Origin of the sequence: Streptomyces sp. NBC_01261 (genome assembly GCF_036226385.1) — a bacterium.
Classification (GTDB): Bacteria; Actinomycetota; Actinomycetes; order Streptomycetales; family Streptomycetaceae; genus Streptomyces.
Map to the genome: position 1 here is coordinate 11,564,270 of NZ_CP108463.1, position 21,568 is coordinate 11,585,837.

General features: G+C 69.5%; 10 protein-coding genes. 1 reads left to right on the forward strand and 9 read right to left on the reverse strand.

Going from position 1 to position 21,568, the window contains the following annotated elements; genetic code table 11:
• Window positions 1–22 precede the first annotated feature (22 nt).
• The 6 genes from OG226_RS51370 to OG226_RS51395 all read right to left on the reverse strand — a co-directional run bounded on the left by OG226_RS51370 (window position 23) and on the right by OG226_RS51395 (window position 12,444).
• A complete protein-coding gene (locus OG226_RS51370) occupies window positions 23–4,264 on the reverse strand; it encodes an nSTAND1 domain-containing NTPase (RefSeq protein ID WP_329347163.1) in 4,242 nt (1,413 codons plus the stop codon).
• Window positions 4,261–6,480 carry a DUF3488 and transglutaminase-like domain-containing protein gene (locus OG226_RS51375; protein WP_329347162.1) on the reverse strand — a complete coding sequence of 740 codons (2,220 nt, stop codon included), beginning with the start codon at window positions 6,478–6,480 and terminating at the stop codon, window positions 4,261–4,263. The genes OG226_RS51370 and OG226_RS51375 overlap by 4 nt, the downstream gene beginning before the upstream one ends.
• Window positions 6,459–7,643 (reverse strand): DUF58 domain-containing protein, encoded by a 1,185-nt coding sequence (locus OG226_RS51380; RefSeq protein ID WP_329347161.1) that lies wholly within the window; start codon window positions 7,641–7,643, stop codon window positions 6,459–6,461. The genes OG226_RS51375 and OG226_RS51380 overlap by 22 nt, the downstream gene beginning before the upstream one ends.
• On the reverse strand, window positions 7,640–8,608 hold the full coding sequence (locus OG226_RS51385; RefSeq protein ID WP_329347160.1) for an AAA family ATPase: 969 nt from the start codon (window positions 8,606–8,608) through the stop codon (window positions 7,640–7,642). The genes OG226_RS51380 and OG226_RS51385 overlap by 4 nt, the downstream gene beginning before the upstream one ends.
• Before the next feature lie 49 nt (window positions 8,609–8,657).
• Window positions 8,658–9,422 (reverse strand): WD40 repeat domain-containing protein, encoded by a 765-nt coding sequence (locus OG226_RS51390; RefSeq protein ID WP_329347159.1) that lies wholly within the window; start codon window positions 9,420–9,422, stop codon window positions 8,658–8,660.
• Window positions 9,423–11,322: 1,900 nt separating this feature from the next.
• A complete protein-coding gene (locus OG226_RS51395; RefSeq protein WP_329347158.1) occupies window positions 11,323–12,444 on the reverse strand; it encodes an asparagine synthetase B family protein in 1,122 nt (373 codons plus the stop codon).
• A gap of 299 nt (window positions 12,445–12,743) precedes the next feature.
• On the opposite strand from OG226_RS51395, the gene OG226_RS51400 reads away from it, so the two are divergent.
• A complete protein-coding gene (locus OG226_RS51400; RefSeq protein WP_329347157.1) occupies window positions 12,744–14,135 on the forward strand; it encodes a sporulation protein in 1,392 nt (463 codons plus the stop codon).
• Window positions 14,136–14,540: 405 nt separating this feature from the next.
• Here OG226_RS51400 and OG226_RS51405 read toward each other — a convergent pair whose 3' ends face one another.
• The 3 genes from OG226_RS51405 to OG226_RS51415 all read right to left on the reverse strand — a co-directional run bounded on the left by OG226_RS51405 (window position 14,541) and on the right by OG226_RS51415 (window position 20,993).
• Window positions 14,541–17,243 carry a hypothetical protein gene (locus tag OG226_RS51405; RefSeq protein ID WP_329347156.1) on the reverse strand — a complete coding sequence of 901 codons (2,703 nt, stop codon included), beginning with the start codon at window positions 17,241–17,243 and terminating at the stop codon, window positions 14,541–14,543.
• A gap of 125 nt (window positions 17,244–17,368) precedes the next feature.
• Window positions 17,369–17,623 (reverse strand): hypothetical protein, encoded by a 255-nt coding sequence (locus OG226_RS51410; protein ID WP_329347155.1) that lies wholly within the window; start codon window positions 17,621–17,623, stop codon window positions 17,369–17,371.
• Window positions 17,624–17,690: 67 nt separating this feature from the next.
• Window positions 17,691–20,993 carry a hypothetical protein gene (locus OG226_RS51415; protein ID WP_329347154.1) on the reverse strand — a complete coding sequence of 1,101 codons (3,303 nt, stop codon included), beginning with the start codon at window positions 20,991–20,993 and terminating at the stop codon, window positions 17,691–17,693.
• Window positions 20,994–21,568 lie beyond the last annotated feature (575 nt).

A 21,568-nucleotide genomic window follows, 5' to 3' on the forward strand; every position in this document is an offset into this window, starting at 1 on the left:
CAAGTGGTGGATTCGGTCATGTTCAGGGGGCGTCGGGGCAGGCGGTCTTTGCCTTGCTGGCGAGGTCCACGGGCCAATGGGCGGCGTCTTGGGCGGTGAACGGGGTGGCGCAGATCTGGCCGATGAGAGCGGACGGGCCCACCGTGGACAGCAGGACCGTGCCGTCCGCCGAGCCGACGAGGAGCCGGTCTTTCGCTCCGAACGCCACGGAGGTGATGGCGGCGGAGCGCGCCGGCAGGCTGGCCACCGCGGTGACGGTCGCGTGGTCGCCTACTTTCACGAGTGCGATGTCGCCCTGGTCGTCTCCGACAGCCAGCAGGGTGCCGTCGCCGTTGAACGCCAGAGCGGTCACCTCCCCACCGTTGGCGGCGGGAATCACGGCGCGATCGTCCTGCCCGACCTCGTCTCCTTCGGCGAGTCGCACGGCGGAGCCGTCTGCCTCTGCCTGTATGCGGCGATGGACCGCCGAGGCCTCGGCCGGACCGGAGAGGACGGGGGTGGGAGGATTGGGCACCTCTTCGGCCGCTGGCCCACCGAGATCCCAGGTGCGGCGTTGGCCGTCCCGGTAGGTGATGCTGAGCCTTGTCGTGCCGGGGGCGAAGTCCAGTCGTGACACGGCTCGTTCCTTGCCCGGAGCGGGAGCCTCGGGCAGGCGGTGGAGGCCGCCATGGCCGTCGAGGCGCCACACGGCCACCGTCCCGCCCGCCATGGCGACGGCGACAACCGTTCCCGAGGAGTCGACCGCGGTGGGACCGGCGGCAGTGGCAGGCCGGATCGCGGTCAGCAGGCCCGGTTGGAACAGGCCGGAGACATTCCACAGCCGCGGCGGGTTGCCCGGGACGGCCAGCAGCGAACCGTCCGGACCGAACTGCCCCACGTCCGCAGTGAGCTCGTCGTGGGGACGGTCAAGGACGGTGACCCGCACGGGTGGCAGGGCCGTACGCAGACGCCAGATCTCCGTAGTGGCCGAGAAGATCGCGAGCATTCTTCCGTCCGGGGAGAAGGAGCAGGAACCACCCTGTGCTGTGAAGCCGCCGACGGGACGGGCGCCACCGTCGGCCAGTCGCCACAGCCGGGGCGCTCCTCCCACCTGCGCGGCTGCGCTGCCGTCAGGGCTGAAGCAGGTGGCGCGCGCCGGTCTGCGCGCCAGCGGTAGCGCGACGGGAGCCTGGGGACGGGCGGCGTCGGAAAGGTGCCAGTTGCCGGCCCGGTCCGCCTCCGCGAGAGTGGTGCCCGATCCAGTGAACACGGCGTAGTCGTCCGGCAACATCCTCTTCCGTGTCGGCCGGGCATCGTGAGGGATCCGCCAGATTTCGGTGGCGAAGGGGGTTGTGGCCCCTGCGTCTTCTTCCTCACCGGCAGTGACGGCGAGGAACGTGTCGTCGGCGCTGAAGGTCAGGCTGGTGGTCACTGCCCCGGCTTCTCCGCTCGGCACGCCGGTGGAGAAAACCTGGGGCGGATGCCGGGGCCGGTCGGTGTCCCAGATCCTGACGGATCCATGGGCGTCGACCCCGGCCAAGATCGTTCCGCGGTGACCGAAAGTGATCTCGCTGACACCGATGCTCGCGGGCAGGACGGCCACACGGTGCCCGTCGGCCGTGGCGTCGAGGGCGATGCCCCTAGCCGTCACTGTGGCGGCTGTTCCCGCTCCTACGGTGAGCCGGGTGCCGCTCAGGTGGCTGGTCACTGCGTTCGAGAGCGGAGTGGGGCGTACTCGTGCCGCGTTCTCCAGCAATGCGGTCCAGGCGGTGGGGGTGCGGGCGGCACGGTAGGCAGCAACAGCGAGTCGGGCCGCCAGATCGGGCTGGCGCGCCGCGGTCACTTGCGCGGCCGCTGCCAGCTGGGAGGCTGTCCGCTCGTGGCGCGCCGAAGCGGAGGAGTGGTGCTCGCCGATGCCGAACCAGATTCCCGCAGTAGCTGCCATGCAGCCCAGGACGGCGATCGTGGCGGTGATCCGTTGCCGCTGTCTGCCCTGACGTCGTTGTTGTATCTCCTGGTCGCGCGAGGCCATTGTGACGTTGAGGTAGTCCCAATCCCGCTGGGTGAGCCCGCTTGTGCCTCCTCGGCGGGCCGCTGCGGCGAAGTCATCGGCGAGGAAGGGGCTCAGGAGGGTGGAGCGGTCAACGCGGCCGTCTCTTTCCCAGCGGAGGGCCTCGGTCTGGATACGCTCGCGGATCGTCAGCCAGGTACGGTCGTCGCGGATCCAGCGCCCCATGCGGGGCCAGGCGTGTACCAGGGCTCGGTGCACGAGGGTGATGCCGCCGACGGTCTCGACGATCAGACGGCGCTCGCGCAGTCGGTCGAGTACCTTCTCCGCTCTGAGGCGGCTGTGCGGATCGCCGCTGTCGGAGACTTCCAGCAGGAGGGTTTCCCGGGGGATGGTCTTCAGCTCGCTGGACACCTCCTGGTCGTTGTGGGCGACGAGATGGAGCAGCAGGACTTGGGCGATGTCACGGTCGGTGGCGTCGAGCTGCAGGAAGCACTGCTCGGCGGTTTCCTTGATGGCGCCCTGAAGTCTGCCGCTGTCCTGATAGGCCCGTAGCGTGAGGCGATCGCGCGGTGAGTGTTCCCAGGTGGCCCGCAATGCCTGGGCCAGGTACGGCAGGAGCCGTGCGGGAGGCAGGTTGGTGCGGGCGTCGCCGTACTGCGGAGCGGTCGCGGAGGCGAACTCGGCACACACGCCGGCCACGAAGTCCTCGTCGGGCACGATGCCTTCCAGCAGCGCGGGTTCGATGATTGCTCGGCGCACCTCGTCCTCGCTGAGCGGGGCCAGGATGTGCTGCGTCGTGGTGAGGGCACGACGCAGGCGGTCGTCGGACTCCTCGAGACGGCCCGAGGATTCCGACGGCACGACGAGCAGCACACGGACTCGGACGGTGTTCTCCGCCCGGTCGTCGTTGAGCAGATGCCAGGGGGCGGGGGCCTCGGCCGCGGCCAGGGCACAGACGGCCGAAACGAAGGCCGTCCGCTCGGGGGCTTCGATGTCGGGACCGTAGATCTTCTCGAACTGGTCGACGATTAGGACGAATTCGGCGGGTACGCCATCGGCCGTGGCGTGCGCGGTCTGTATCTCGCGGGCCACGGCCTGTGCGCCGTCCTCGCTCTCGCGCAGGCGTGACTCGAACACGAGGGGGTCCGCGCCGGGCACGAGCGAGGCAAGATGCCGTGCCAGGTCGTGGACAAGCCGTGGTGATCCGGGGCGCAGCAGGGTGGTGCGGCGGCGGCCTGCGGGGCCTTCGGGGGCTACGGTGGCGAGCCGCGGCCGCAGCGAGGCTTGGACGAACGAGGTCTTGCCCGCCCCGCTGGCTCCGGAGAGAACGACGGGAAGAGGGGGTGACTGCACCGAGGTGAGACTGACGGCGAGGACGTCAGTGTCGTACTCGCGGCCGCGAAACCACTGCCGTTCCTGTTCGGTGAAGGCCGCCAACCCCGGATAGGGGCATCGGCCGGTGGACAGCATGCGGGTGCTCTGGGGTCTGGCTCGGTCGAACGCCTCGGGGTGCGGATTGGGAGCCAGCACGAGACGCCCGGCAGACCCGGAGGCTTTGGGTATGGGTGCCCCTTCCGGCATGGTTTGGCACAGTAGCTCTGCCAGATCTGCGAGTCTGATGTCCGGCCCGAACTCGGGTGCGCCCTTCTCCAGGAGTTCGATGAGGCGGCCGGTGAACAGGGGGAAGTCGGCGCCGGGCGGGGCCATGGCTTGTCGGTCCCGGGTCGCGGCGGCGAGAAAGAAGTAGGACTTCAGGTTCGTCATGTCCGCTGCCCCCCGGTCGGCCATGCAGCAGTCGAGGATGGCCACCACGGCAGCCGGCTGAGGGCGGGATTCCTTGCCGTTGCGGACGATGTCCAGGATGCCGTGAAAGCTGACCTGAGAGTTGGACGAGTAGGCGCCTGGTGCGGTCGGCGGCGCCGAGTGACGCGTCATCAGCCGTAGGCCTTGGCCTTGGCGATCGAAGTCGGGGGCCCCATGGCCGATGAAGTACAGCAGCAGAAGGCCTCCGTCGGCGCGTGATGCAGCGGCATCGACGTAGTCGAGCACCTGCCGGGAGTCCTTGGGGTCATAGAGCTCGCTGACACTGTCCGCAGGCAGGCCGCAGCGTTCGACGAGGATGTCACGTAGGCGTTCCACGGCGCGGCGAGCGGACTTCACCGGAGGCCAGCCTCTGACTCCCGGGCCGTAGGTGCCGTCGGGATCGTATGTTCCGGAGCCGATGAGCAGCGCCTGCGCGCGCCCCGATCCGAGCACACCCTTCGAGCTGGTCATGAGGGTCCTCCTCGTGGCCCGGACGGCGTCTCACGCACGAGAGCGGGCCGCCGCCATCGGCGCAGGCGGTCTGCGCGAGAGCGCCTCGCTACGGTCCGGCAACGGTGGGCGATCTCGGCCTCCAGCTGCCATGCGCGGTGGGCGTCGGCATCTGCGAGCCGGGGCCAGGCAGGGTGCAGCACCGCTTGTTCCTCGTCGGGATCTCCGTAGCGTGCCTGGGTGGCCAGGGAGCCGAGGGCCTGGAGCTGCGGGGCCAGCACGTCCCGAGCCTGGGAGGGCAGGCCCGCGATGAGTTGGTCGGGGCTGCGGGGCGAGCGCCGGCCCAGCAGCCGGTGCCGTACCAGCCGGTCCGCGGCTGTCTCCCAGGCGCCCGTGATCCGTCCGGCCGCCGTGGGATGCAGGCGTGCCTTGCGGCGGCGCAGCCGTGGCGCGACCAGGCGCGCCCAGACGGCGGCGAGCAGGGCCAGGAGGGGAAGGACAAGAAAGACCTGGTAGGGAAAGCGCGGTGCCCCTATGCCACGCGTGGAGCCGGTCGCGGTAGGCGCTGGGGCGGCGGACTGCGCGGTGGGAGAGCGGCTCGGCTGGATGGCGGCTGTCGCAGTGGGCGTCGGCGTGGGACGGATGGAACGCTCGGCGGATGGTGCCAGCCCGGCTTCGGGACCCGTGGTGGCTCGTGGGAGGAAATGGAAAGCCGCCCAGCCGCCGTCTGGTGAGGGGATCTCGGCCCACACCTGTACGTCGCCGCCGCCGACGGCTCGCCATCCGTTGTTGAGCCGGTGGCCGGAGGAGAAACCGACGACCAGCCGACACGGCATGCCCAACTCCCGTGCGGCCAGGGCGAACGAGGTTGCGAACGCCGCAGCCGGGCCCTGCTTGGTCGTCAGGAATCGCTGGACGGAGCCGAGCGACTGACCACCGCCCTCCGCAGGCCGGTACGCGTAATGGGTGCGCAGATGACGGGCGAGCGCCGAAGCCTTCTGGAACGGGGTAGCCGAGGAGGGCAGGCCGGCCGTCGCCGCAGTGAGCCATGGGAAGAGGGCGTCCGGGAGACTCTCCGGCAAGACGTCCGCGTGATCTGGGACCTGTGCCCCGCGGCTCACGCCCACGGAAGGATGCCGCAGTGCACCTGCCCGGTAAGCGGTACCCCGAGTCAGAGCGTGCTGTACCAGGACTGTCCCGTCGCGACGACTGGCTCGAACGGGCAGCCCGGCCACGGAGACCGCATCCGCAGGGACAGGCAGATACGGCCCGGTCAGCGACTCCACGCGGACCCGCGTCATGGCGACGTCCCCCGCCGCAGGCCGGCCAGAGGACAGATAGGCCAAGGACGCGGCCGGCAGATAGCGGGCCGAGGGCCACCACCGGACACCGTCGTAGACGTCGAGACGGGACACGACCCATTCCGAGGGGACGTCACCGGTGGTGTGGAACAGCGTCCGGCCAGGCTGTGAAGCCCACAAAGAGGCCTGCGCCAAAGGATCGAGACCACTGGTTCGCGCGATGGCGGTGCTGCGGTCGAAATCGTACGGCAGCCGTCCACCGAGCCAGCCCGTGCCCGAGGCGACCGCCGCCGCCACACAGGCGAGGGCCAACAGGACGAAGACGCCGCGGTGCCGTGACCCGAGACGGACGGTTTCCCGCCCGCGCACCGTGAGATCGCACGCGGCCGCGACCGTGAACAGGCACGCAGGCAGGACACCCGCTGCGGTTTGGGGCGCGCACAACAGGACTGCCACGGCCATTGCGCCCGTCGCCGGCAGGAGTGCCGCCGGCCCGACAGCGGCCCGCAACCGCAGTTCCGCCGCCGTGGTGGATGCCGCCCACGTCAAAGCGAAGGGCGCGGTCAGTGCCTCCGGACTGCCGGAAGCGGGCAGCGTGACTCCCAGCCGGGACCACACATGCCCGGCGGCCGACGTTGCTGTGCGCAGCGCCTCCCACGGTCCCTGGGTCAGCACAGTCCGGTGGAACAGCAGAGCCGTGCCCACGACGAGCCCGATTGCGGCGAGGACAGGCACATCGGCCTCCGGCCCCCAGGCCGGCCTGACGCGTCGCAGCGCGGCCACCGCGGTGGCCGATACGGTGACTGCCACGAGGACGGGTGCCACCAGATCTCTGTAGTCGAAGGCGTTACCGAAGACGAATCCCGCCGCCGCAGTGGCAGTGGTGAGCCAGACCAACTGCACGAACGCGGCCTTCACCGGGGAGCTCCGGCCCACGCTGTCCACTGTGCCGCCACGGCGCGGGCGTCCCCGCCGTCCACGAGAACAACCCCGCGTCCCCGTGCCCAGCCGGTGACCTCCGTGCGTGTCCGCTGAGGCCCAAGACAGACCACGCGCAATCTCATGGGCGGTACCACCGCCGTCAGAGCGTCCAGCAGGTCCGTCGAGGGCGCACCGGTGACCAGAACTGCGGTAGTTCCCCGGCCCAGCGTCTCGCGGGCGGCGCGGTCGAGTGGGCTCACGTGCCCAGGCGCGCGGTGAGGCGGCGGATCCTCCAACGCGATCGGAGCGAACGCCTGACTGATGTCGTACGGTGCGGAGCGGTCACCTGCCGGAAGCGACCAGACACGCTCTCCCTGTGTGGCCACCAGGTGCACCCCGATGCCCCGTTCTCCGGCGCTGCGGACGAGCGAGGCGGCGAAGTCGACGGCACGCTCGAAATACTCCGCGTCCTCGAATGAGGACACGGCCGTGTCCTGAAGCACGACCAATTCCCTTACCGGGGAATCGCTATGGAGACAGACCAGGACTTCACCGGTACGGGCGCTGTTGGGCCAGTGGATCCGCCGGATGTCGTCTCCCGGCTCGTACCGGCGCACGGTGTCGAACTCGTCGCCGTCGCCCGAGGGCCCCCGCCCCGATGAGACGGCATGTGCAAAGCTGGCCAGAGCCGTCCTAGCCAGAGGCACCTCGGCCGGCCGGACCAGGAGGCGACCCGCAGAAGTCACCGCCACCCGACTCCGGCACAGCCCGAACGGGTCGGTGCGCACCAGTGGCGGCGGTACGACAGAGAACACGCCGTGTTGCATTGCGCGCAACGGCAGACTCCACCGGCCCCCGTCATGCCGCTCGGGCGGTCCCATCACCTCGATGCCGGGCCCCAGAGCGGCTCCCAACTCCCACTCCGCCTCCAGGAACGGACCCAGCGCCGTGGTCTCGACGAGAGCGGTGAGGTGGTCGCCGCGCCGAACCACAGTCACGTCCAGGCACAGGGACACGGCAGCCTGGGGCGCCGTCGCCACCAGCACAGCCGCAGCCAGCGACGCCAGGGCCGCCACACCGGCGACGACACCGAGTGCTGGCGCGGCCAGGAGCACGGCGGCGATCCCGCTGAGCACGGCGGTGGCGAGGACGCCGGCACCGGTTCGGGTGAGGCTCATCGGCTCGGCCTGACCGCCCCGACTGCGCGCTGCACGACCCGCTCCGCCGTCACCCCGCTGAACTCCGAAGCATGGTCGAGGACGAGACGGTGCGCCAGCACGGGGACGGCGAGTGCCTCGATGTCCGCCGGAATCACGTAATGCCGCGCGAGGCTTGCCGCACGAACCCGTGCCGCGCGAATCAGCGCGATGCCGGCTCTTGGGCTGGCTCCCAGGCGCACCGCGTCGTCGGCGCGGGTGCGGCCGAGCATGTGCACCACGAAGTCGTAGAGCTCGTCCTTCACCAGCACCTGCCGGGCTGTCTCGATCATTTCCTCAAGCCGGGCAGCGAGCAGGATGCGCTCCAGCGTGGGCGCCGAGCGCCCCGAACTCTCCTGCCTGAGAACATCCCGCTCGGCCTCGGCGTCCGGGTAGCCGATGCGCATACAGATCAGGAATCGGTCCAGCTGAGACTCGGGCAGTGGATACGTGCCGGCGAAGTCGACCGGGTTCTGCGTGGCCACGACCATGAACGGGCGCGGCACGTCCATGGCGATACCCGCCACTGTGACCTGCCGCTCCTCCATGACCTCGAGCAGAGCCGACTGGGCCTTCGGTGAGGCCCGGTTGACTTCGTCGCACAGCACTACGTTTGCGAAGACGGGCCCTCGGCGGAACGTGAACCCGGTTCTGCTCTCGTCGAGGATCTGGGTGCCGGTGATGTCCGAGGGAAGGATGTCCGGGGTGAACTGGATCCGGTGGAAGGTGCCCTCGACTGCGCGGGCCATCGCCTGGGCCAAAGAAGTCTTACCGAGTCCTGGATAGTCGTCGATTAGGAGATGGCCCTCGGCGAACAGGGCGGTGAGGGCGAGTTCGATCTCCTTGCGCTTGCCGAGGATCACCCGGCCGATGTGATCGGCCAGCATGCCGAAGTCCGCGGCGAAACGTCCGCAGTCGTCGGAACCTCGGCCGTACGGCAGTGTCATGCGTCCCCCTGAGTGCTGGTGCGCCCTCGTGGCGCGGTGATCCGCCGGGTCACCCGAGCTTCCACAGCTGTACGGTCATGGCGTCGGCCACGCCCAGAAGCCCGGTGCGCGGGTCGAAGGCGAGCTGGTGGATGGCGTTCGGCCGACGGGTGAGCGTGCGGATGAGGGTTGGTGCACGTCCAGCGGCGGTGTCCCACAGCTTCACAGTGCCGTTGCCCTCACCCGTGGCCAGCACCGCGCCGGACGGGCTGAACGCGGCAGCAATGACCTTGACGGAAGCGGGCAGCTCTCCGACAACTCCACCTCCCACCGTCCGTATCGCCGCTGACGGACCTTCGCCCGGAGCCAGCAGGTACCGGCCGTCCGGGTTGAACACCACAGGGGAGATCCCGCTGCCCACACGGACCGTCGAGGTGACGGCCGGAGCCTGGACGTCGGTGACGTCGACGAGGTGCAAGTAGCTCGCATCCGTCGTGGTGTGGTAGCTGAGGACGGCCATAGTCCGGTTGTCAGGGCTGAAGCCGATATCCAGGATCTTGACCAGATGCCCGGTGATGCCCTCCACCCAGGCGGCACGCTCGGGGGCGACCGGGTTGGATGTGTCCCACAGAGTGACGACGCCGCCCCCGGCACCGCCGGTCTCCGCCGCGAGGGCCTTCCCGTCGGGTCGGACGGCGGCGATAGAGCCGATGCCGCGGTCCTGGCTGCCCTCGATCGTGGTGGCGGACAGCAGCCGGGGAGGGCCAAAGTCCCCAGCCGCGTAGATGCTGAAATCCTGATAGTGGTTGTCGGAACGACGGCCTGCGACGAACAACAGGCTTCCACGTGCGGCGTAAACGGTTCCGCGGGTGTCGCCTGCGTCGCTGTCGGACACGGGGTACATGCGCCGGGGGTGTCGTGGGTCGGAGACATCCCACAACTGACCCGAGCTTGGGCCGTGTGCGGTCATCAGGCGGGCCGAAGCCGGATCCCACGCCAAGCTGGTGAGGCGGTAGTCATTCTGCGGGGCGATGGCCAGTGTTTTGAGCAGCGTGGGACCCGAGCCGCCGGGAGAGGGCGTCGGGGCCGGACCTGACGCACTGTTTCCGGCAGAGGGAGCGGGGCTTCCGGTGGGGGAGAGGGAGGGCGACGGACGCGCGCTGGCGGTGGGTGAGGAGATGGAGGGAGCAGGGCTTGGTGTGACCGTGGGGCTGGGGCTCCGCGACGAGTTGGTGTGCACGGCCGGTCCGCCGGAGTACGTGGGTGCCGTGGCGGGTGTGCGCGGATACTTCGTCAGCACACGGATCGTGCCCTGGCATTCCACCATGGCTTGTGGTCCGGCCTCGTCGTTGCCCCACACGAGTCCGTTCTGCACGAATACACTGATCCGCGCGTGCCCGCCAGGATGCGCCAGCTTGACGGTCCGCACAGTCCGGCCGGTGCGCGTGTCCACCACGAGCACGGTGCCGGAGCTATCGTCGGGAACGTAGACGCGCGCCCCGGCGGCGACAGGCCGTCCGAGTCGGGCGGAGCGGGCTACCGGAAGGTGGAACGTAGCCGTTTTGCCTGTCCCGGTGTCCACAACGGCGAGCACCTGGGCCTGGCGGAGGACGAGGGGCACTAGCGACGAGGCTGAGGGTACGCCGAGTCCAACATCGGAGGCGGTCTCGACGCGGTCTGCGAGTGACACAGTCCGCCGGGTTCCCGTCGTATCCAGGACGGTCAACCGCAGGGACTGGGCGTCGAGCGCGACCACGGCGGTGTGCGCCGCGGTTGTCAGTTGGAGGGGGCCTTCGACGCTCTTCAGATGTACACGCTGGATGATGCGGCCGCCGTCGATGTGTAAAAGGGTCGCGGACGAGGCCTGAGCGACCCACAGAGAACCCTTCTCTCCGGCGGTGGACGCCACCACGGGGCCGTCGAGATGCACCTTCGCTCCCCTATCGACAGTGTCATCAATGACAGGAGAGGAGACGACATCGACGCCAGTGGGCGCCGTCCGGGAACTCCCGTGCCGTTCAACGCCGTAGACCGTGGAACCCGACACGACGAGCAACTCGGCGCCCACGGGTCGGGAGTTTGCCCGGAAGCGTTCCTGGGCGTCGTCCACGCTCCACACTGTGCCCCCGGAACGCAGTACGACGTTACTGCCCTGCTGCACGACCGCGACGGGGCCCACGGTCGTGCGGTCAGGTAAAGGTAACTGTGCCTGAGGCCGGCCTGTCGCTCCGTCCACTTTGGTGAGCAGTCCCGCTGGGCGTGACAGCAACCACGCCTGTCCCGCCTCAAACTGAGGCCCCGAGTCGCCGGATACCTGGTGGAGGACCACGGGTCCCGCGACACACACCAGACCCAGGCATCCCGCGACGACGGCGTTGCGCCGTGACCGTCCCAGAAGCATCGTGTGTCTCGTCACGACCCCACCCCTCTTGCACCGTCAGACCGCGACGGAGACATGCCCCCGCGGCAGGACACAGACCGTCCACGCACCCATGGGCCGGGCCTGCGTCGGCAAGGTATAGCCGTGACCGGCTGACCACCGACAGATGACAGAAAAGTGTCGATATTGCTCATTCATGGCTGAGTGGCGACCGGTTAATCAGAGTGGCGCCCTCTTGGGCTCCCCTGATGGTCTGCGGGGCAGTGTCAGTCGAACGGAAAAGGTAAGAATCCGGCGATGGCAGTTGAGCGGGCGGAAGGACCGAACTCACGCCCGCGGTCCTACAGCGGATGGCCTACTCTCCCCCTCCAAGACCACAGGGGGGCATGATGCGGTTGAATCGCGGGAGGACTTCGGGCCCTGAACGGCCGTGACCGGTGCACGCGAGGGGCCGGCAGGGGATTCGAAAAGCCCTCGGGCCTTGCTTGCCCGGGTTCGCTCCAGTCGTACGTCTTCCGGAGGGCGCTGGGCGGCCCGTGAAGTCGACGTGGTCCGGCTCGACCACTACCATCTCGGCCCCGATGTCGGATGCGATCCGGGCCGCGATCTGCGACTCGTCGAGCCGGTCTTGTCCCGGGTAGCGGACGGTGACGCAGACCGGCGGCCGCAGCAGATAGGCGAGCACCGACGAATCGAGGCCGCCCGAGAGTAAGAGCGCGAAGTCGCAGGCCGGGGCTCGCAGCGGGACCTGCTCGGCCAGGACGACGGAGAACTTCGCCAGGGCCTCGCTGTAGGTGCCGGTGAAGGGCTGCTGGTCCTGAAGGTTCCAGTAGGTGTGCTGGTCCAGGGAGCCGCTCGCGATGTCGAAGGCCAGCAGAGTGGCCGGGGCCAGCAGTTGGATGCCCTGGAACGGGGTGTCGACGCCGACCGGTGTCTCGATCGCGATCATTTCGGGCCGCAGGACGAGCGGGGCGGTGCCGTAGCCGGTGAGGGTGGTGATCTCGGAGGCGAACGCGAGGCGGCCGCCGTCCAGGCGCCAGTAGGGGGGCTTCTCCCCGAGCCGGTCCCGGGCGAGGAACAGCTTGCCGACGCGTGGGTCATAGACGGCGAGGGCGAACATGCCGTCCAGCCCGTCCAGGCAGGACGGCCCGATCTTCGCCCAGGCCCGCACCACGAAGTGCGCGTCGCTCTCCCCGGCGGCCAGCGGGATGCCCCAAGCGGCGGCCTGCTGCCGGTAGTTGTAGATCTCGCCGTTGAAGGCCAGCAGCACCCCCGACTCGCGCTCCAAGTAAGGGCCGGGCATCGCCTGCGGGTCGACGATCAGCAGCGTGTTCATGGCCAGCACCGCCCGCCCGTCCGAGCTGGCGGTGTGCAGGGTGCCGTCCGGTCCGCGGTGGGCCTGCGAGGCGCCCATCGCGTCGACTGTGCTCTCGTGCCAGACGGCGTCGGCTCCGGCCAGGCCTGCGATTCCGCACATATCTGGTTCACCCCCGAGTCAGTGGTGGCGCCTTAACGGCGACCGCCGCCGGAAGGAGATCCGTGCCGGTTCCGGTGGCGGCCTGGGCTCTCATCACAGCCGCCCGGCAGATGTGCGGGGAGGGCTCGCAGGGGGGCTCACAACTTGCAGATGCGGTTCACACGGGCCCGGAAGGCAATACCCTCGGTGACCCAACACGCAGAACGCGTACGGCTCTTCGCCCCGGGCGAGTACAGACTTACGTGCTCAGCTGTCTGTTCGAGTCGGCCGTGATCCCGGAGACCGGCAAGGGAGAGGTCGTGGCATCGACCACCCGCCGGACCCGTCCGCCGAATGCGGACCTGGCCCGGCTCATCGAAGCCAGCGGCGCGAGCCACAAATCCCTGGCTCTGCGCGTCAACCAGCTTGCCCATGCCGCCGGGATAGAGACGGACTACTCACATACCTCGGTGGCGAACTGGTGCAGGCGTGGGATGACGCCGAAATGGCCGGTCCCGAAGCTGTTGTCGCAGGCCATCGGCGAGAGGCTCGGCCGGCCGGTCAACCTGGGTGAGATCGGTATGGGCGAGGCGGAGACAATCGACGCGTCGGTGGGGTTGGATTTCCCGCGAGACCCCGCCGACGCCGTCCGCGTCGCCACCATGTTCTGGAGCTCCGTGAACCGCCGCGACTTCCTGGCCGGATCCGGCTTCGCCGCCTCCGCCTTCAGCACCCCCGTCACCCGATGGCTCGTCACCCCTGCGGACGAGACCGCCGACCACAGCAGCGGCCAGCAGGTCGGCCGGGCCGACCTCGACGAACTGCGCGAGGCCGCCGACGGCGCGAGGCGGTGGGACTCCAAATACGGCGGCGGGAACTGGAAGGCCAACTCCGTCACCGACTGCCTCGACCACAAGGCCGGACCGCTGCTGCAAGGATCGTTCTCCGACGAGATCGGCCGTGAACTCTTCTCCGTGACAGCCGAGTTGTCCCGGCTCGCCGGCTGGACGGCCTTCGACGTCGGCCAGCACGATGCCGCCCAGCGGCACTTCATTCAGGCCCTCCGTCTCGCCCGCGCGGGCGGTGATGTACAGCTGGGCTGCTATGTGCTGACCACCATGGCCATGCAGACCCTGATGCGGGGCTTCGCGTCGGAGGCCGTGGACATGGCCCAGGGCGCCTTCAACCGGGCCAAGGGCCAAGCCGTTCCCAGGGTGCTGGCGTTCACCAAGCTGATCGAGGCCCGCGCCCACGCCCGCAAAAACGACCCCCGGGCCGCCTCCCTGGCCCTGGAAGCCTCCGAGGACCTCCTGGGCCAGGCGAAGGACGACAGCGGCGACGAGCCCGCATGGATCGACTTCTATGCGCACTCCCGCTTGTCGGCGGACGCCGCCGAGGTCTTCCGGGACCTGAAGAACCCCAAGGCCGCCCTCGGCTGGAACAAGCAGGCCGCCGCGATGCCGACCGGGGCCTCCACCCGCTCCGTCGGTATGCGGCTCGCCATCGTCGCAACCGCCCACCTCCAGGCCCGCGACCTCGACCACGGCCTCGAACTCGGCAACCGGTCCGTCGACATCCTCGCCCGCGTCCAGTCCACCCGTGCCAAGGACTACGTCCGCGAGTTCAATACCGCCCTCGCCCCCTGGCGGCGCGAGCCGGCCGTCCGCGAGTTCATCCACCGCACCCACACCGAACTCGGCATCGCCGCCTGAACGCGGCCAGCCGGTGTGACGCACTCGATCGATCTGCCGCCAGCCGCCTGCGCGGTGCTGCGAGCCCCGCGGCAGGCCATTGAGTCGGCGGCTGCGGGCAGGCCCCGCCCGTAGGCGCGCTGCTGGCCTACGTGATGATTCGGCTCGGTTGGGAGGACCCGTCGGTCCGACCATTTGCCGAGTACTTCAGACTCTCCCGGCTCCTCTTGCGCGCCTCGGGTGGCGCCGCCAATCTCTTTCCCACCGGCCTCGCACCGGATACGGAATAAGGAAGCGCTGAACAAATCAACGGACTTTCTCGAAGAGCAGCCCTGGTCGTGGGACGAGAAGTCACTCAGTCTTGAATAAGGGGCGTCACCAGGCGGTGCTGTTCGGGGGCACAGATTGCTGGCTTGCGCGCTCCGGTCAGTGGGGAAAGGTCACTGCGCGCTCCAGCCAGCCGACCGCCTGCAGGTCCTGGGCGAGCCAGCGGTATGCGAGGTTCGTGGCCTGGCGGTCATGGTAGGGAAGCAGCGTCTCTTGATGGACGATGCCGGGGAGGCGGAAGGCTGAGGAACGGTCCTCGCGCAGCCTCGCCCAGAGAGAGTCGGTGAAATCATGAGGCTCATCGGTGAGATGGAGGTCGACGACAGGCTGGTCGTGTGGGGTAGGTGCCGCATCGGGGCGCAGGGCGTACATGACTGTGGCGGGCTGGGGCTGCGACGCGTCGGGGGGCATGGTCACGATGCCTTCGGCGCGGACGGGGAAGATGCTGTACAGGCCGAGCGCGGCCCCGAACCGGGGGAAGTTGAGCTCGACCAGGTCGCGGTAGCCGATGAGCGCGTCGCGCAGCACGTCGGCGTTGATGGACCGGGTGAGCTCGGGGGAGTAGGCCTGCCAGAAAAAGCGGTGTGAGCCGTGCGCCCGGTCGCCCGGCGGGCGGGGGTCGGCGAGTGCGTCCCCCTGCACGTGCTCCACGTGTGCACTGAGCCAGCGGACATCATCAGAGTTGATCTTGTAACTGGAGCCGCCCCATTGCCACGATGCCCAGACGGTGTTGGCGACCTCATCCATCAGGATGTCCAGCTCGGGCTGCAAGTCGCTGAGAGAGATGTGCCGGCCGACCCGGGAGGGGCGGCCCTTGGCCATGATCTGCCGCGCGAGGAACCATGTGCGTTCGGTGGCCAGAGGCGAGGTAGGCGCAACGGGCAGGGTGCGTTGCTGCATCCGGCTGGCCAGGGCGGGGCGCAGCCGGGAACGTGCCTTGTCCCAGCAGGCCAGGCGTCCGTGCGGGGCGGGGAAGCTCCGCAGGTCGTGAAACTTCGTCAGGGGCGCGGGCATGTCCGCGAGACCGGCCCACACAACGAGGTCTTCGTCCAGGACGCCGGGGCGTGCCTGCGCGACGGTCAGCCAGTCATGGTCGAGTTGGACGGCCCACGGAACGAGCCTGCCCCGCTCGTGCGGGGCGAGAAGAGGGCCGATGCTCTCAAGGCCGGCAAGCCAGCCCAAGGTGGCGTGCCGCAGCCGGCGCGCCACCTTCGGCACGCGGCCCTGGCCGCCGTCGGACGCTTCGTGTGCCGACACGGCCGGGGAGAGGCTTCTGCCTCTGGGGGCCGCCGCGATCTCGTCCAGGACCCAGGAGGCCGCTGCCGGGTTGGTTCGTGCCAGGGTGTCCAGGTGTGTCTCGGCGTCCCCGTCCTCCGCCGTCGCCACGGCGAAGGCGATGGCGTATCGCCAGTGGGGGAAGGACGTGGGTGCGGCGGCGGACCTGAGCGGTGTCTGTCCTTCCCGCAGTGCCTGGGCGGCGAAGTGCTGCTCGAACAGGGGGAGCGCGAAGCGCAGCAGACCGTCGTCGTGGACGACGAGGCCGGTTTCCTCCAGCTCCCAGACCAGATGCTGCTGGGCAAACGAACTGGCCTGGACGGGGCCTTGCTGATCCAGGATCCGCGCGGCGAGGCGGGGCAGCGCTTCCCATACGTCCCGTGAGGCCTGCGGGTGCTCGCGCTGGAGGATGTGGGTGGCGAGCTCGGAGAGCAACTCGCGCGCGGTGACGTGCGGGTCGCCGCCGACGCGCAGGCGGCTGGCGAGGGCGTGAACCTGCAGGGGACTGGTCAGCAGCTGCCGCGTCTCGTGCCGTTCCAGAATCCTGGGAGGTTCCTCGCCGAGCACGGTGCGCAAAAGGTCCAGACCCCGTCGCACCGGCCAGGGCGGCACGGGCAGACGTTCGCCGTCCTCCACGCTTCCCGCCCCCGGCCGGGTGGTCGCCAGCACACTCACGTGAGGCCAGACCAGCACCAACTGCCGCGCATCACACAGAAGTTGGTCGGCCTGCCGAGGACTGACCGCGTCGAGGTTGTCGAGAACCACCCGGCACGTGCGCACCGGGTCGCCTCCCAGGGTTTCCTGGACAGCCTGGGCCAGCGTGGAGGTGATCTCCCGGGCCTCCAGCCACAGCGGAATGTCGATCTCCGAATCGGCCCACGCCTGGGTCAGCCCCTGACTCCACCAGCGTTCGGTTTCCTCACTCTTGCCCGCCCCCATGGGCGCGGCCAGGACCCGGAGGGCGCCCTCGGGCACTGTCACCACCGGACCGGCGTGCTCTGCCTTCCAGGCCAGGACGGCACTCACACGGTCGACAGGGGTGCTGCGCAGGCGTACGAGGCTGCGCGCCCGGCAGCTGCGTGAGGCCAAGTCGAGCGCGTCCTGGCGAGAGCGAAGGCGCGGCGTGAACGGCAGCACGGCGCTCAGGTGCTCCACGAGGTCGTCCAGGCTGAAGGAGACGGCAGCGACCTGGGCCGCCTCGTCGTCGCTCAGCAGCAGGCCCACCGCGCGGGAGCGCGTCTCGATCTGCGTCTTCTTCCAGGCGCGCAGGAGATCTGCCGGATAGTCCTCGGGTGTGGCGTCGATCTCGGAAGCGTGCCGCTCGCACAGCAGGATGAGGTTGCCGAAGCTGCGGTTGTCCTGCTTGCTCATCTCCGGATCCCACCGCGGCCCTCCTTCACTGCGGGCGTGGATGTGCGCGATCCGGCTGTTGAGCAGGCGCTGGCCGGTCGTTGGGTTCTCCCGGTACAGCGGCTCCCCGCAGTCCGGGATCCCGCAGGCCAGCGCGGTGGCGTACAGCTCCTTCACGGTGCTTTCGGTCGGTGGGGCATGCCGAACGGGCACACGGCTGGCAGATGGGATGTCGGCACCCATGAGCACAGTGTGGCGGGCCGCCGCCACCAGCGCAGACAGACCCTCCGCTCAGCCCGGTCTTACCGCAGGTTGGTCCGGTCAGGATCCGGTCCGTGGTCTTCTCTGCCAGCTTCGTAAGCGGCCACGTCGGGCTCATGATCGAGCCAGTGCTGGCACACGGTCCAGTGGATGCGCGGGCTGCCCGCGTCGCGGAGGAAGGCATCGGCGACAAGGTCCCGGGTGCACGTCTTCGTGCCGTGTGCGCTGCACACGGTGTCATCGCGCTGCGGCCGCGCGGTGCTCCACCGCACGATCTGCACAATGTGCGACTTCATCCCGACACCGTAGCCCGGACGGGTGCACACAGCGTCAGGCGGGCTCAACTCCCCTGCGCCGGGGCGGTCATGGGCCGGTAGGGGAGTCTTTGTAGGCCGCCTCGATCGCACCGGCATTGATCAGCGCGATCCGCAGCTGTTCATGCTCGGCCGTGCCCTCCGCGCTGCTGCGGGCGAACAGCCGGGCGGCGTGTCCTTGGATCTCCTGCCGCTCGAACGGGTCCACGGGGGCGTTGAGCAGTGCCGCGGCGATGCGCAGGGCGTCAGCTGAGTCGGGGTGGCGCGCTGCACGTTCGGCGACCGCGTAGGGCGCCTCCACCTCCGGCTGCCGGGCCACGGTACGGGCGGTCAGCTCCAGCCAGGTGACGTCGTCGAGGGGGTCGGCGTAGGCGAACCGCCCTGTGCCGGTGAGAGCAGCGGGTACCAGCTGAGCTTCGAGCGCGCCGCGCCACAGTGCTGCGGCGTGCTCGGGCCACGGGCTTGCTTCCTCGCAGCCAATCACGGCTCCGGCGAGGCGGGACAGCATCTCGGACACCGCTGGGGGCCCGCCGTCCTGCGCTGCGAGCTCTGCCAGCAGTGCCGGGGGCGGGCCCAGGGCCTCGGAGCCGTCGAGAAACACCAGAATGATCTTGTCGAGGACTGGGATGCCCTCCGGGCCGGCGGCTGCCTGCAACAGCGCCACACGGTTCAGCCGTGCCAGAACGCCCGCGTATGGGTGTCCGTGCCGTAGCCAGGCGGCGGCGGCACGCCAGGGGGCGTCGAGCGCGTAGAGCCGGTCGGCGTGTTCCTCGGCCCATGCCGCATCGACGTGTGCCAGCTGGCCAAGACAGAAGCCTATGACCGCCAGGGCCTGGTCGTCAGGCTCCTCCTCCAGCAGCCCGGTCAGCACAGTGCGGACCGGGTCGACCAGAGCCTGGCCAGTGCGCTGAGCCTGCTTAAGGCCCCAGGCGATCAGTGACAGCAGCGCCGCCCCGCCCGGCTGGTCGATGGCCGTCAGCAGCGGCTGCGGGGTATCGGTACGAGGCTGCGCCCAGCCGGTGACCAGGCTCTCCAGCCACTCGACGGCACCATCTGCCTCGCCTGATGCTGCATCCAGCAGCAGACCGCTCTCCCACGCCCGGTGCAGCAGATTGCAGATCACCCGCTGCAACTGCCCTGTGCCCGGCCCATCGTGCCCGGCACCCGGGCGGGCAGCGAAGGCAGCTAGGACGATCGGAGCAAGCTCGCCGTCCGCGAGCTTTCCCTCACGGGCGGCCCGGTGCAGGGAGGTGAAGTAAGCGGCCAGCGCAGTCGGGTCACCGGCCACGGCCCTTGCCACGCCGTCCGGGTCGCGGGCCCACGGCTGCGGATCCTCGGCCACCAGAGCGCTCAGCAGACCGGCACGAGCGCCACTGGCGTCCACGTCGGTGCGCTCCACGGGCGCGGCGACCAGCCGGCCGGCCGCGGCCGCCGGCCCCTCTTCCACGGCACAGGCAGCGAACGCCTCAGCTGACAGACCGCCATGGCTCTCAATCCAGGAGGTGACCCGCATGACCGGTTCCGGGCGCGTGGGCACAGGCTGCCCCGTCAGCGCGGCGAGCGTCTCCAACAGCGGCTGCCAGGCCTCGAGCACGTCCTGGGTCAGGACCGGGGACAGCTCCCAGACGGTGTGCCAGGCAGGCGGCAGCGGTTCGGACGCCGTCTCATAGGCGTCCTTCCAGGCGGCGATCTCCTGCGCGGACGGCGCCTGTCCGAGACTGCGGGCCAGCACATCGTGCAACCCGGCCCGGTGCTCGTCGGGGCAGGCCTCCTCGATCAGCGCGAGGAAGTCCGCGACATCCGCCCGCGGGGATCCGGAAGCCGCAAGCCGACCCGCCAGCGGGAGGGCCTGCTCCCACCAGGTGCCGGACGACGCCGGGTCTGCCCGGTCATCGCCGTAACTCTCCAAAAGAACGACCGCGCGCAGCCGGTCGGCCGCAGCACCGGCTGACAGCTTGTTGTCCAGCACCCGCAACCGTTCGGATAGCGGGACGCCCAACCGGGTATCGTCCCCGGCCAGATCGAGCACGGCACGCATCAGCGTGAACAGCACGCTGCGCGGCGGATCGGCCAGAGCAATCTCCCGCAGGTCGTTGACCAAACTGAGCTCCCACTCCTGAGCCTGCGCCAGATGCACGGCGAGCACAGAGGCAAGAGCGGACCGGGTAATCACCCCCAACCGATCCCCAGCAGCGCGCAGTCGGCCCTCCGGGTGAGCGGTCTCGACCAGGCTGCGCGCCAGCTGCGCCGCCTCCCACGACTCATGGACGCCGAAAGGCGGCTTACGCAGCACGGCTTCGACGACCCGCACCCACGGCCCAGTACGGTCCGACACCGCAACACCCCTGGCCCAGTAACCGACGCGCAGCAGCACATGACGGTCCTGCTGCGCGTCGGCGATCTGCAGCATCACCTCACACGCCGTCATACCGCCCTCGGCCACCAGGCCCACCGCCATGCCGACCGCTCCCGGGCCAGGCGCCTCGATCACGGCAAGATGCTGCTCCACCCACGCGCACACCTGCGCTGCATCGGCCTCCAACTGCCCCCGCAGGTAAGGAAGAGCTGGCCACCGAGATGCCTCCGGGAGCAGCCGGTCCAGCGGCAACAGACCAAGCCAGCGCGGGCTCACTGCCGCGCGGAAGAAGTAGTCGCCGGCGCGAGGATCCGACATCGACGCGATCTCAGCGGCATCCTGCGGCGACGGCTGCTCGCTCAGCGCCAGCTGGCGCAGCCGTTCGGCACGCTCCGGCAGCCCCAGAAACAGCTGCTCGAAGGCCGCCACCACGCCCTCGAACCGCTCGCGGGACTCCTCGGGCGTGGCGCCCGAACCGTGCAGGACACCAGAGGTGTCTCGATAGAACCGGGTCCAGGACTTGCGGACGGCCTCCACCTCGGCCAGCCCCATCTCCTGCCGCGTCAACTCCTGCACCAAGTACCCGATCTGACGGATACGCCGACCGCCCGGATTGCCTTCCTCCGCACGCAGCACATCGACCGCGGCTGCGAGTTCGTTCAGCAGCCCCTCGGGAACCTGGCCGCCCGCACGCCAGGCATCGACGGCAGACTTGGCAACATCGGTGACGGCCTTCGTCACCGCCTCAATACCTGTGATGTCCCTCGGGGCCAGATTGAGGATGCTGTCGATCGCCCCTCGGCAGCACGACTGAGCCACCTCGTACGGCGCGCTCCACCGGCCAGGATCGGACAAGACCGCCGAAGCATCCCGCAGGAGGTTCAACGCCCGCTCACCGTGAGGCCCTTGAGCAGCCAAGGCCATCGACAGTTCAGCGGACACGGTGAAACCGGCGCGGTCGGCATCGCCGCCCGCAGAGTCCTTCGTGGCAGTCACCCGGCCACCGTAACGGCCCCATGGCCGTGACAACGGCCAGCCTCCAGAGGCGAACGCCAAGACTCGCACGGGCCGACAAAACGGCGGCATACCACGGCACTTGCCGACGCACGCTCAGCGAGTCAGCACGGTGCGGTCCCGCCGGCAGGCGGGACACAAGCCTCTTGCTGCAAGCGGGCCGCCAGGCCCGCTCAACTCCCTCAGAAACCAACCAAGTTGGCCCGCCAGGGCCAACCCGATCCCCGACAGGCAACTGCAAAGGCAGGACAGACAACCTAACGAGGCACAAGCCGAAGTGACATGAAAGCCAAGCAGAGCTCCCCGCCAAGGGGAGCGGAGCCAACTCAAATAACTGTGCAACCCCCAGCTATGACATCGGTTCCGCCGGCAGGCGGGACACAAGCCTCTTGCTGCAAGCGGGCCGCCAGGCCCGCTCAACTCCCTCAGAAACCAACCAAGTTGGCCCGCCAGGGCCAACCCGATACCTGACACACAGTCGTGCCGTCAGGCACGACGACGGCACCTAACGGGCCGTCAGGCCCGTAGTTGGCCGCCAGGCCAACTAAAGAGCCGCC

Coding starts and splice junctions, on each gene's coding strand:
- OG226_RS51380 (WP_329347161.1), bottom strand. CDS start 7,643: ATGAGCCTCACCCGAACCGGTGCCGGCGTCCTCGCCACCGCCGTGCTC.
- OG226_RS51370 (WP_329347163.1), bottom strand. CDS start 4,264: ATGACCAGCTCGAAGGGTGTGCTCGGATCGGGGCGCGCGCAGGCGCTG.
- OG226_RS51395 (WP_329347158.1), bottom strand. CDS start 12,444: ATGTGCGGAATCGCAGGCCTGGCCGGAGCCGACGCCGTCTGGCACGAG.
- OG226_RS51385 (WP_329347160.1), bottom strand. CDS start 8,608: ATGACACTGCCGTACGGCCGAGGTTCCGACGACTGCGGACGTTTCGCC.
- OG226_RS51410 (WP_329347155.1), bottom strand. CDS start 17,623: ATGAAGTCGCACATTGTGCAGATCGTGCGGTGGAGCACCGCGCGGCCG.